The organism is Microbacterium sp. R1 (genome assembly GCF_015159725.1).
GTDB classification, from domain to species: Bacteria; Actinomycetota; Actinomycetes; order Actinomycetales; family Microbacteriaceae; genus Microbacterium; species Microbacterium oxydans.
This window is the reverse complement of record NZ_JADDUD010000001.1, coordinates 1,638,300-1,649,522: the sequence shown is the minus strand read 5'-3', so window position 1 is coordinate 1,649,522 and position 11,223 is coordinate 1,638,300. Positions and strand designations below refer to the sequence as shown.

The following is an 11,223-nucleotide window of genomic DNA, read 5'->3' as shown; positions in this document are numbered from 1 at the left end:
CACGTTACGTCCAACAGGCGACATCGCCGCGTAATGACGCGGCTTTCCACGGATCGCAGAGAGCGTACGCTACCCCGTACCGCGAGCCATCGTGTCGCGCGTCGACCCCTGACCCACCACGGCGAACCCTTCCGCACGATACAGATTGCGCGCGAAGTTGTCCCGCTCCACGCTCAAGCTGATCCTGGCATGGCCTTGGGACCCGGCGAGCTGCACGATGCCGCGCAGCAGGGACCGACCAACACCCCGAGCGCGCCAGAGCGGGTGCACGCCGATGATCAGCTCGGGGACCGCGATGCCGATGAAACCGAATCCCGGCTCGTTCTGCGGAAGCACCCGATACCAGGCGGCACCGACCGCGACGTCATCGTCACCCAGCGCGACGAGGCCGTCGTCTGACATGCGTTTCCACCCCGCGAGGTAGCGCCGATGCTCCGTCGAGGTCAGCACCTCGTGCCGTGGCCGCACTCCCCCGGCTCGCCAGTTCGCCGCCTCGACGAGCATGTCGCCGAGGAACATCGCATCCGTCTGCGACGCCCTGCGAAGCGAGAAGCCCCTGTGCATGACGCGAGCATAGGCCGACGGTGTTACGTCGGCATGACGACTACCCGTGAGTGCGAGAGGACCGCGCCGGCGTCACGCCTCGATGACGAGCGGCACGATCATGGGGCGACGACGAAGCCGCTGATTCACCCAGCGACCGATCGTGCGTCGCACGACCTGCGACAGCGCATGGGTGTCACGGACACCATTGCCGGACGCCTCCTTGAGCGCGGCGACGATCTTGGGCGTGACGTCGTCGAACACGGAGTCGTCCTCGGCGACGCCGCGCGCATGGATCTCCGGGCCCGAGATGATGCGCCCGGTCGTGGCGTCCACCACGACGATGACCGAGATGAAGCCCTCCTCGCCGAGGATCCGGCGGTCCTTGAGGTCGGCGTCCGTGATCTCGCCGACGGTTGAGCCGTCGACGTACACGAACCCGAGATCGAGCTGACCTGCGACCTTCGCGACCCCGCCCTTGAGGTCGATCACGGTGCCGTTCGAGGCGATGATCGTGTTGTCCTCCGGCACGCCGGTGTCCTGCGCCAGCTTGGCGTTCGCGATGAGATGGCGGTACTCGCCATGGACCGGGAGGACATTCTTCGGCTTCAGGATGTTGTAGCAGTAGATGAGCTCACCCGCGGCGGCGTGCCCGGAGACGTGCACCTTCGCGTTCGCCTTGTGCACGACGTTGGCGCCCAGCTTGGTCAAGCCGTCGATCACGCGGTACACCGCGTTCTCGTTGCCCGGGATGAGGCTGGAGGCGAGGATGACGGTGTCGCCCTCGCTGATCTCGATCGCGTGATCCATGTTCGCCATCCGGCTGAGCACGGCCATCGGCTCTCCCTGCGAGCCCGTCGACATGTAGACGATCTGCTCGTCGGGCAGATCACGTGCCTTCTTGAAGTCGATCAGGACGCCGTCCGGCACCTTCAGGTAGCCGAGCTGCTCGGCGATCGTCATGTTCCGGACCATGCTGCGGCCGAGGAACGCGACGCGGCGCCCGTTGGCGTGTGCGGCATCGATGACCTGCTGCACACGGTGGACGTGGCTGGAGAAGCTGGCGACGATGACGCGACGCGGCGCCTTCGCGATCACCTGATCGAGCACGGGGCCGATGGAGCGTTCCGTCGGGGTGAAGCCCGGCACGTCGGCGTTGGTCGAATCGACGAGGAACAGATCCACGCCCTCTTCCCCGAGGCGGGCGAACGCGCGCAGGTCGGTGATCCGGCCGTCGAGGGGAAGCTGGTCCATCTTGAAGTCGCCGGTCGCGAGGACCATGCCGGCGGGGGTGCGGATGGCCACGGCCAGCGCGTCGGGGATGGAGTGGTTGACCGCGACGAACTCCAGGTCGAACGGACCGACCCGCTCCTCCTGCCCCTCCTTCACGGTGAGGGTGAAGGCCTTGATGCGGTGCTCCTTGAGCTTCGCCTCGACCAGCGCGAGGGTGAGCCCGGAGCCGATCAGAGGGATGTCGCTCTTCAGGCGCAGGAGGTAGGGCACGGCGCCGATGTGATCTTCGTGGCCGTGCGTGAGCACGACACCGACGATGTCGTCGAGGCGATCACGGATGGGCTCGAAGTCCGGGAGGATCAGGTCGACTCCCGGCTGGTGCTCCTCCGGGAAGAGCACACCGCAGTCGACGATCAGGATCTTCCCGTCGTACTCGAACATGGTCATGTTGCGACCGATCTCTCCGAGCCCGCCGATCGGGATGACCCGCAGCGTCCCTTCATCGAGAGCGGTCGGTTCTACCAGGGGAATGGACATGCTGTCTCCTCAGTCGGACACTCCGCGCGTCCGTTCGTTCATGGCGACGCGACTCAGCGCGTCGTGCCGTGCACCTTCGGCAGGGCACCGCCCGCGGCCGCATTGCGGTCGGGACGGAAGTTCGAGAAGTCGGCACCGGGGACGTCCTGGACGAGGTCGAGCTCATCCTCGATGAGCGCCGCCTCCCATTCCTCGGGACCGACCAGGGGAAGTCGGACGCGCGGACTCGAGATGCGACCGAGTCCGTGCAGGATGTACTTGGCCGCGACGGTCCCAGGCACATGCGTCATCACGGCGCGGACGAGCGGCTCGAGCCGCTTGTGCTCCGCCGTGGCCGTGGCGAGGTCTCCCGCGTTCACCGCGTCGATGATCGTGCGGTACGGCGCCGCGGCGACGTTGGCCGTCACGCCGATCAAACCGGTCGCCCCGATCGCGAGGTGCGGCAGCACGTTCGCGTCGTCGCCCGAGAAGTACATGAGGTCGGTCTGGTTCAGCACCCGACTCACCTCGGAGAAGTCGCCCTTGGCGTCCTTCACAGCGAGGATGTTCGGGTGCTTCGCCAGACGCAGGATCGTCTCGTACTTGATCGGCACACCGGTCCGGCCCGGGATGTCGTAGAGGATCACCGGGAGGTCGGTGGCGTCGGCCACCAGACGGAAGTGTGTGAGGATGCCCGCCTGCGTGGGCTTGTTGTAGTAAGGCGTGACGATCATGATGCCGTCGGCGCCTGCCTTCTCGCTGGCCTTGTAGAGCTCGATCGCGTGCGCGGTCTCGTTCGACCCGCCACCCGTGATGATCTTCGCCCGACCTGCGGAGACGGACTTGCCGACCTCGACGAGCTTGAGCTTCTCGGGGTCCGTCAGAGTCGAGGTCTCGCCGGTCGTTCCCGTCACGACGATGCCGTCCGCTCCCGCGGTGATCACGTCATCGATGTGCTTCTCGACGGCGGGCCAGTCGACTTCGCCGTCGGCCGTCATCGGAGTGACGAGCGCGACGAGAACCTGTCCGAAGGGGTTGCCCGAGTGCGTCATAGACCCAGCGTATCGGTTCGACCACCGGTCATGCGGACGCGAAGACGCGGATGACGTCCCCGCGGGCGACGTCGTTCTTCCCTGCCAGGAGCACCCCGACCATGTCACCGGCCCTCGCCTCGTTCGCGCGCCTACGGAACATCTCGATTCCGGTGATCTCGGTCGTCGACAGCGCGGCACCGTCACGGATGACCGAGACGGCGTCTCCGACACGGACGACACCGCGGCTCACTTTGCCCGTGGCCACGAGACCGCGGCCGGTGATCCTGAACACGTCCTCGACGGCGACCTCTCCGGCTCCGGCCTCACTGCCGACAGTCATGGGCGCGGCCGTATCGGCGGAGATCCCCGCGGTGAGGTCCGCGAGGCGAGCGGCCTCCGCAGCGTTGTACGCCCGAAGCATCTCATCGGCACCCTGAGGATCGCGCTTTCTCCTGAACAAACCCATGCACCGATCGTACGGACCGGGGGCGCTCCGCCGTACGCTCGTGGGATGGGCTGGCTCACACGAAGCACCGACACGAAGTACGAGAACGCATGGATCCGCGTGCGAGAGGACCGGATCACGGGGCCCTCAGGCGACGAGGGTATCTACGGTGTCGTCTCCATGCAGCATCCGGCCGTGTTCGTCGTCGCGATGGACGAGGACGAGCGCGTGTGCCTCGTCACGATCGACAGATACACCGTCGGCACGAGCGTCGAGATCCCGGCCGGTGGCAGCGACGGGGAGGACACACTCGTCGCGGCTCAGCGCGAACTCCGCGAGGAGACGGGGTACGAGGCGGCCGACTGGACCCCTCTCGGCGGCATGCTGGCTCTGAACGGCATCGCCGAGGCCCCGGAGCACGTCTTCCTCGCCCGCGACCTCCATCCGATCACGGGCGAAGACGCATCACGCGGCGTCTCTGCCGAGACGCAGGCGGAAGAAGGCATCCGTGCCGTCTCCTGGGTACCGTTCGAGGACGTCCTTACGATGATCGCCGAGGACACGATCACGGACGGCGAGACGATCGCCGCCATCGCGAAAGCCGGGATCCGGCTCGGAAGGTTCCGCTGAACCTCGCGGATCGACCCCGGAAAGGTCTGTGATCAGACCCGGCCGCGACGCGCCACACCGGAGGTGAGTGAACTCGGCAACACGCGCGCCAGAGCGACGATCGCCTTGTATCGCAGCGACGGCACCGACACCGACTTGCCGAGCGCCGCATCGCGAAGGCCGATCCTGACGACGTCGCGCGCATTCAGCCACATGATGGCGGGAACACCCTCCTGACCTACCGGCAGCCCCATCCGCTCGTGGAACGACGTGTGGGTGAATCCCGGGCACAGCGCCGTCACGGAGACTCCGTCCCTCGCGTACTCGGCGTTGGCCCAGCGGCTGAAGCCGATGAGCCATGCCTTGCATGCGGAGTAGGTCGAGCGCGAGATGAATCCCGCGACCGAGGCGACGTTGATGATGCGCCCGCCGCGACCGCGCATGGACTGGAGCGCCGCATGCATGAGGCGCATCGACGCCTCCACATGCAGCCGTAGGTGACGGACCTCGTCGTCGATGTCGTTGTCGGCGAACTGCAGAGGCAATCCGAACCCCGCGTTGTTCACGAGAAGGTCGACAGGGTCCGTGGTGTCGCGCAGCCTTTCCGCGACCTTCTCGACTCCTGCCTCTTCCGCCAGATCGGCGGACACGATCTCGACCGCGACCCCGTACTCGCTCCGCAGTTCCGCCGCCAGCTTCTCGAGGGCGCCCACCGAGCGCGCCACCAGGATGAGGTCGGCCCGCCGCCGAGCCAGTTGACGGGCGAACTCGGCGCCCAGCCCTGCGCTTGCTCCGGTGATCAGCGCGGTGGGCATCAGCGCTCGTATCCCAGGAAGCGGTACCGGACGCCGGTGCGGGAGGTCTGCCACTCCCCCTCGTCGACCAGGCGCCAGCCCTTCTTGTCCGGGGCGTACGCGTCGCCGGCGACGTCCAGGTCGAGCTCGGTGACCTCCAGACGGTCCGCGTCGCCGATCACCTGTCGGAAGATCTCCGCACCGCCGATGATCCATGCCCGGTCGAGTCCGCGGACCGCCTCGGCGACCGTCGCCGCGCGACGCGCGCCCTCTTCGGACCAGTCCTGCTGCCGGGTCACCACGATGTTCTCGCGGCCGGCGAGCGGACGGAAGCGCTCAGGGAGAGAGTCCCAGGTCTTGCGCCCCATCACGACCGGAGCGCCGAGGGTGACTTCCTTGAAGTGAGCCAGGTCCTCTGGCACATGCCACGGCATGCCGCCCTCCGCGCCGATCACGCCACCGTGCGCTTCGGCCCAGATCAAGCCCACCCACGTCATACCGCGACCGCCGCCCTGATCGGCGCGTGGTGCTGGTAGTCCTCCACGATGAAATCCTCGTAGCGGTAGTCGAAAATCGACTCGGGCTTCCGCGCGAAACGCAGCGTCGGGTATGCGTAGGGCTCACGGCTCAGCTGCTCGCGCACCTGCTCCACGTGGTTGTCGTACACGTGGCAGTCGCCGCCGGTCCAGACGAAGTCGCCGGGCTCGAGCCCCACCTGCTGAGCGATCATCAGCGTGAGGAGCGCGTAGGAAGCGATGTTGAACGGCACTCCGAGGAACATGTCCGCGCTGCGCTGGTACAGCTGGCAGGAGAGCTTGCCGTCGGCGACGTAGAACTGGAACAGCGCGTGGCACGGCGCGAGCGCCATGTCGGGGATGTCGGCGGGGTTCCATGCCGAGACGATCAGCCGCCGCGAATCGGGCGACCGTCGGATCTGCTCGATCACCTCGGACAGCTGGTCGATGCTGCCGCCGTCGGGGGTCGGCCAGGAACGCCATTGCACCCCGTAGACAGGACCGAGGTCGCCGGATTCGTCCGCCCACTCATCCCAGATCGTGACGCCGTTCTCCCGAAGCCACCCCACGTTCGAATCGCCCTGCAGGAACCAGAGGAGTTCGTAGGCGATGGACTTGAAGTGCACGCGCTTGGTCGTGATGAGCGGGAACCCCTTCGACAGATCGAAGCGGATCTGTCGACCGAAGACGCTCGTCGTGCCGGTGCCGGTGCGATCGGACTTGTGCGTGCCGCTCTCCAGGACGTCTCGGAGCAGATCTTCATAAGGAGTCGGGACGGCTGCGCTCATGACAGCCACGATACCGCCACCCTCACCCTGTCGGGCGGATGAGCGCGCCCCCGGGACGTCGCCGTCATCGTCGGAAACATCGGCCCCGAGCGCCCTGGAGCCGCATATCCTCGACCCATGTCTCCCGCCCTGGCCCTCGGCTTCGCTGCTGCACTGCTCGTGCTCGCGACGCTCATCGGTGTCGCGCTGCGACGCCGTGACGGTCGGCGACGCGACGGCGGCACGCTTCACTTCGTCCCCACGGATGCGGACTCCGCCGAACTCGGGTCCCGGGCGACCCTGGTGCAGTTCAGCACCGAGATGTGCGCGCGGTGCCCGCAGGTGCGCAGGCTGCTCGGCGCATACGCCGCCGAACACGAGGGTCTCCGCCATGTGGAGGTGGATCTGACTCACCGTCCCGACCTCTCGACCCGCTACAAGGTGCTCCAAACACCGACCACCTTCGTCGTGGACGCGTCGGGTGCCGTGCGCGCGCGATTCCACGGTGTCCCTCACCGGCATGCCCTCACCGACGCCCTCGCAACCCTCTGAGCCGAAGAAACGGAGCATCCATGAGCAATCCCGCCGGCATCGACCCCAGAGGCCCCCGATTCGCCGCAGCGATCACCGCGGTGCTGCTGCTGGTGGCGACGTTCCTCGCACTGACGGGGATATCCACAGCGCAGGCGGGTGCCGCGACGTTCGGCTGGTTCGCGTACCAGCCGCTCGCCGATGCCTCCTTCACGCCGACGGGGTGGGCGATCTCCTCCGCTTCCCTCGCACAGCGCGCTCTCGATCCCGGTTTCCTCCTCACCGCCGTCGCCGCTGCGCTGTTCCTGTGGGGTGTGGTGTCACCGCGGACCGCTCCCTGGGGCGCGCTGTTCCGCACAGCGGTGCGACCGCGTCTCGCTCCGCCCGCCGAGCTCGAAGACCCCCGCCCTCCGAGGTTCTCGCAGGGTGTCGGACTCTTCGTGGTGGGCATCGGTCTCGTGCTGCACCTCCTCGGCGTTCCGTGGGCTCTGCCGATCGCGACCGCTGCCGCCTTCGTAGCGGCCTTCCTCAACGCGGCATTCGCCTTCTGCCTGGGCTGCCAGCTCTACCTCGTGCTGCAGCGAGCGGGGCTCATCGGCAGGCCTGCCGCCGCCTGAGGCTGTTCCCCGCCCCTCCGCCGCTCGGTAGGCTGGCGACCAGCCGACGCTGCGCCCGCAGTGCGAGAACCGGAGGAATCATGCCTGTCACCAGCGAAGCCGCCAGCACCTGGACCGGATCGCTCATGGAGGGGTCGGGTACGGTCGCGTTCTCGTCGTCCCATCTCGGCACCTTCCCGATCAACTGGAAGGCGCGCAGCGAGGGCAGCGACACGACCACGACGCCCGAGGAGCTCATCGCGGCCGCGCATGCATCGTGCTTCAGCATGGCGCTCTCCCACGCGCTCGCCGAGAACGGCACTCCGCCGGAGCGCGTCAACACCACGGCGTCGGTCACGTTCAAGCCGGGCGTCGGCATCACCGGCAGCCACCTCAACGTCAATGCGACGGTCCCGAATCTCACGCCCGAGGCGTTCCAGGAGATCGCGAACGGAGCCAAGGCGGGCTGCCCGGTGTCTCAAGCGCTCTCGGGGATCGATATCACCCTGGAGGCGACACTCGCCTGATCGCGGCGCGGAATCCGTTCAGGACACCAGGGTCAGCGGCGCGAGAGCCGGATCGCCTCGCGAATGCTGGCCCTGGCGTCTTTCCGGCGGCCCGCCGCGTCCTGGACCACACCCAGCCGATAGCGCGCCCGCCAATCGTCACCCGCCGTATCCGCTTCTGCGGCGTACCGGGCGATCAGCGGATCGGCATCCGCGCGGGCGATCCTCCCGCTGGGCGTCAGTTCCGTCTCGACCGGAGGCATCCCGCCCTCCGCATCGAGGAGGCGTCCCAGACGATCGGCGCCGAAGCCGAACATCATCTCCCGAACCAGCGCCCATGCTCCGATCGGTGCCAGCACGAGCAGGGTGACCCCCATGCCGATGGACACGCCGGTGCCGACCGAGATGAACATCACCGCGAGCCAGATCGCGACGGCGAGATAGAGGAGCAGCGCCGCGGCCATCAACGCGACGCCGATACGCGACATCACGATCGGATGCCGATGTCGATCATGTGCTCAAGACCCACGAACACGCCGTCGGCCTTCAGCGCGAAGGGCACGGCGAGCCGAATCCCCGGGGCATAGGCGAGAGCCGAGTCCACTGTGTCGTGTGTGAAGGTGAGCGACTCGCCCGGGCCGGAGAGGATGACTTCCTGCTTGGCGACGACCCCGGGGCGCCGCAGAGAGTGGACGGGCACACTGCCGACCTGCTGCCCCCTGGCACGCTGGTCCGCATGCGGTGCGCTGACGGGCCCCTGCTCCGCGCGCGCGGTCGCGATCAGTTCCGCGGTCCGCACGGCCGTTCCACTCGGCGAGTCGATCTTGGTCTCGCGGTGCGCTTCGATGATCTCCGCCGAGCCGAAGAAGGGCGCAGCGGCCGCCGCCAGCGCTGACCCGAGGACCGAGCCGAGAGAGAAGTTCGGGATGAAGACGGCACCGGTGCCGGCCGCCTCGACGAGAGGACGTACGAGCGCGATCCGCTCCGCCGACCAGCCCGAGGTCGCGACCAGCACGTTGATGCCATGTTCGACGGCTGCGCGCACCACCTCGATGCTCACCTGCGGCGTCGATGCATCGACGACCAGGTCGGCACCGTCGATCTCCGCGAGATCGCTGGAAGAGGTCAGCACACGGCTCACCTCGAACCCGTCGAGCTCATCGATCACCGCACCGATGATCGTGCCGAGCTTCCCGGTTCCGCCGACGAGTGCTACCTGCGTGGTCATGCATCCAGTCTATTTCGCGGCCGACAGCGCACGGTCAGGGGCGCGCGGGCAGACACCTCGGATTCCGCGACACCGCGGAGGCGCGTCGGAGCAGGGCGCTCAGACCAGCAGCGCATCGGGGATCCCGGTGCGCAGTTCCACCGGAAGGTGGCCGGTGTCGTTGTGCGTGAGCAGCGTCCACGGCCGCCCCTGCTTCTGAGCGATCACCGTCAGCCCGCAATGGGACTGGTTCAGGGTCATCCACCGCCACTCCGGTGCGGCGAGCACCTCCCGCACGAACCAGGAGATCACGAAGTTGTGGGTGATGAGCACCTCGTGCACGTCTCCGGTCTTGCGCACCAGGAACTCATTGACGGCATCGGACATCTGCGCCCGCCCCGCCTCGATCTCGGCCTCGGTGACGGAACCGAAGAACGGCTCGAACACGGAAGGAGTCTCCTCCGTCATCCCGGTCGGGACGCAGTCGAACAGCAGCGCGGTGGGCTCGGGATCCACCGACGGCAGACGAGCCGCGATCGCCCGCGCCGTCTCGTTCGCGCGCAACAGCGGGGAATGCCAGACGGCGTCGAGCGGGAGCCCGGACAGCCGATCCGCGATCAGCTCCGCCTGACGTTGCCCCCTCGGCGAGAGGGGTCCGTCTGCGAGCCCGTACTCGGCATCCTGATGTTCACCGTGTCTGACCAGATAAATGTAGTGCGTCACAAATCGCTCGCTTCATCGCCAGCATCCGCCGGACCTCTCTTCCACCCTATGTCACGGGCGGCTGGAAGCTCAGTTACCCGCCCGGGTGAGATCGGACACCTGGCTGCGCGAGAGCGAGACACCCGCTCCCTGCATCAGCTCATCGACGTGATCGCTCGCGAACGCGTTGACGATGGGCGCGGCGATCGTGCGCTGAGCGAGCAACCAGGCGATGGAGACCGCCGCGACAGGAGCACTCACTTCCTCGGCGACCTGATCGAGAGCGCGCAGGATCTTGATCCCCCGGCGGTTCAGATGACCACGCAGTTGCTCGCCCCGCACACCGCGCGACGTGAGCGCTTTGCTGCGATGCCGACCCGACAGGAATCCGTGCTCGAGCGCGTGCGACGGCGTGACGGCGAGGTTCTGCGCACCGGCCACGAGGCGAAGATCACCCTCGAACGGCTGACGGCGGACCAGGTTGTAGGGAGTGTCGATCACCTGGATGCGCGGGTAACCGGCCGCGGCCAGGATGCGTGCTTCCACGAGCCGCTCCGGGGCGAAGCCGAATGCACCGACCGAACCGATCTTGCCGGCATCCGTCATCCATTCGACGGTCGCCAAGGTGTCTTCGAGGTTGGTCGTCGCGTCGAGGGTCGCATCGAGATAGAGCACATCGATGCGGTCGACACCGAGCCGGGTCAGCGATCCCTCGACGGCACGCACGAGGTTGACCGAACCGAGGCCGGGGTTGTCGGCGTGGGCGCCGATGCGGACGCTCAGGACACTGCGCTCGCGCTGACCGCGCGACCGCAACCACTGCCCGATGATGTGCTCGCTGCGTCCGCCGGAGAAGCCGTCAGCGGTATGGATGGCGTTTCCGCCGAACTCCACATAGCGGTCGAGAATGCCGTGACTGGTCTCGAGGTCGACGTTCCAGCCGAACTCCGCCGCGCCGAGCATCAGAGGGAACGTCTCGAAACCCGTTTCGCCCAGGGCGACGCGGATGGACTCCCCTATCCCCGGTCCGACGATCGGGATGGGCGCGGACGGATGCTCGGCAACGCCCTGCTTGGCGCCTTCCTCAGACGCTCCTGCGCCTACGCTGAACAACCGCATTCTCTCTCACCCCCGCGTCGATCGGTGCGTGCCGACCTGCGTACCTGCTGGATCTGCACCCCCCGGTGCGTACTTCGAGAGTAAGCGAATTCCCCGGACGCCCCGA

At 67.5% G+C, this 11,223-nt stretch carries 15 protein-coding genes; 4 read left to right on the top strand and 11 right to left on the bottom strand.

The features are described 5' to 3' along the window. Positions 1–69 precede the first annotated feature (69 nt). From ILP86_RS08130 to ILP86_RS08115, 4 genes are all read right to left on the bottom strand, one after another. A complete protein-coding gene (locus tag ILP86_RS08130) occupies positions 70–564 on the bottom strand; it encodes a GNAT family N-acetyltransferase (protein ID WP_058630533.1) in 495 nt (164 codons plus the stop codon). A 72-nt stretch (positions 565–636) separates the two neighbouring features. Beyond that, positions 637–2,313, bottom strand: coding sequence for a ribonuclease J (locus ILP86_RS08125; protein WP_058630532.1), 1,677 nt, complete (start codon positions 2,311–2,313; stop codon positions 637–639). Positions 2,314–2,366: 53 nt separating this feature from the next. Beyond that, the gene (gene dapA / locus ILP86_RS08120; RefSeq protein ID WP_046748321.1) at positions 2,367–3,344 is read right to left on the bottom strand and encodes a 4-hydroxy-tetrahydrodipicolinate synthase; all 978 of its coding nucleotides are present in this window, start codon (positions 3,342–3,344) and stop codon (positions 2,367–2,369) included. 28 nt (positions 3,345–3,372) lie between these two features. Then, entirely contained in the window at positions 3,373–3,792 is a 420-nt protein-coding gene (locus ILP86_RS08115) for an EF-Tu/IF-2/RF-3 family GTPase (protein WP_193761752.1), read from the bottom strand. 45 nt (positions 3,793–3,837) lie between these two features. Between ILP86_RS08115 and ILP86_RS08110 the strand changes: the two genes are divergently transcribed. Then, on the top strand, positions 3,838–4,401 hold the full coding sequence (locus tag ILP86_RS08110; protein WP_113680789.1) for an NUDIX domain-containing protein: 564 nt from the start codon (positions 3,838–3,840) through the stop codon (positions 4,399–4,401). 32 nt (positions 4,402–4,433) lie between these two features. Here ILP86_RS08110 and ILP86_RS08105 read toward each other — a convergent pair whose 3' ends face one another. The 3 genes from ILP86_RS08105 to ILP86_RS08095 are packed head-to-tail and all read right to left on the bottom strand — an operon-like array spanning position 4,434 to position 6,477. After that, positions 4,434–5,195, bottom strand: coding sequence for an SDR family oxidoreductase (locus ILP86_RS08105; RefSeq protein WP_193761751.1), 762 nt, complete (start codon positions 5,193–5,195; stop codon positions 4,434–4,436). Further along, complete coding sequence (locus tag ILP86_RS08100) at positions 5,195–5,671, bottom strand: dihydrofolate reductase (RefSeq protein ID WP_058630527.1); 477 nt, start codon at positions 5,669–5,671, stop codon at positions 5,195–5,197. The genes ILP86_RS08105 and ILP86_RS08100 overlap by 1 nt, the downstream gene beginning before the upstream one ends. Further along, entirely contained in the window at positions 5,668–6,477 is an 810-nt protein-coding gene (locus ILP86_RS08095) for a thymidylate synthase (RefSeq protein ID WP_046748316.1), read from the bottom strand. The genes ILP86_RS08100 and ILP86_RS08095 overlap by 4 nt, the downstream gene beginning before the upstream one ends. A gap of 117 nt (positions 6,478–6,594) precedes the next feature. Between ILP86_RS08095 and ILP86_RS08090 the strand changes: the two genes are divergently transcribed. From ILP86_RS08090 to ILP86_RS08080, 3 genes are all read left to right on the top strand, one after another. Next, positions 6,595–7,008 (top strand): thioredoxin family protein, encoded by a 414-nt coding sequence (locus ILP86_RS08090; protein WP_193761750.1) that lies wholly within the window; start codon positions 6,595–6,597, stop codon positions 7,006–7,008. A gap of 20 nt (positions 7,009–7,028) precedes the next feature. After that, positions 7,029–7,604, top strand: coding sequence for a DUF4395 domain-containing protein (locus tag ILP86_RS08085; RefSeq protein WP_058630525.1), 576 nt, complete (start codon positions 7,029–7,031; stop codon positions 7,602–7,604). Between the two features lie 80 nt (positions 7,605–7,684). After that, positions 7,685–8,110, top strand: a complete 426-nt coding sequence (locus ILP86_RS08080; RefSeq protein ID WP_061015456.1) for an OsmC family peroxiredoxin — start codon at positions 7,685–7,687, stop codon at positions 8,108–8,110. A 32-nt stretch (positions 8,111–8,142) separates the two neighbouring features. Here ILP86_RS08080 and ILP86_RS08075 read toward each other — a convergent pair whose 3' ends face one another. The 4 genes from ILP86_RS08075 to ILP86_RS08060 all read right to left on the bottom strand — a co-directional run bounded on the left by ILP86_RS08075 (position 8,143) and on the right by ILP86_RS08060 (position 11,117). Beyond that, positions 8,143–8,577 (bottom strand): hypothetical protein, encoded by a 435-nt coding sequence (locus tag ILP86_RS08075; RefSeq protein ID WP_058630524.1) that lies wholly within the window; start codon positions 8,575–8,577, stop codon positions 8,143–8,145. Next, on the bottom strand, positions 8,577–9,317 hold the full coding sequence (dapB, locus tag ILP86_RS08070) for a 4-hydroxy-tetrahydrodipicolinate reductase (RefSeq protein ID WP_193761749.1): 741 nt from the start codon (positions 9,315–9,317) through the stop codon (positions 8,577–8,579). Before dapB ends, ILP86_RS08075 begins: the two co-directional genes overlap by 1 nt. 99 nt (positions 9,318–9,416) lie before the next feature. Next, the gene (locus ILP86_RS08065; protein WP_046748311.1) at positions 9,417–10,019 is read right to left on the bottom strand and encodes a histidine phosphatase family protein; all 603 of its coding nucleotides are present in this window, start codon (positions 10,017–10,019) and stop codon (positions 9,417–9,419) included. 69 nt (positions 10,020–10,088) lie between these two features. Then, positions 10,089–11,117: an aldo/keto reductase gene (locus ILP86_RS08060; RefSeq protein WP_218867343.1), complete on the bottom strand. Its 1,029-nt coding sequence runs from the start codon at positions 11,115–11,117 to the stop codon at positions 10,089–10,091. Positions 11,118–11,223: the final 106 nt, after the last annotated feature.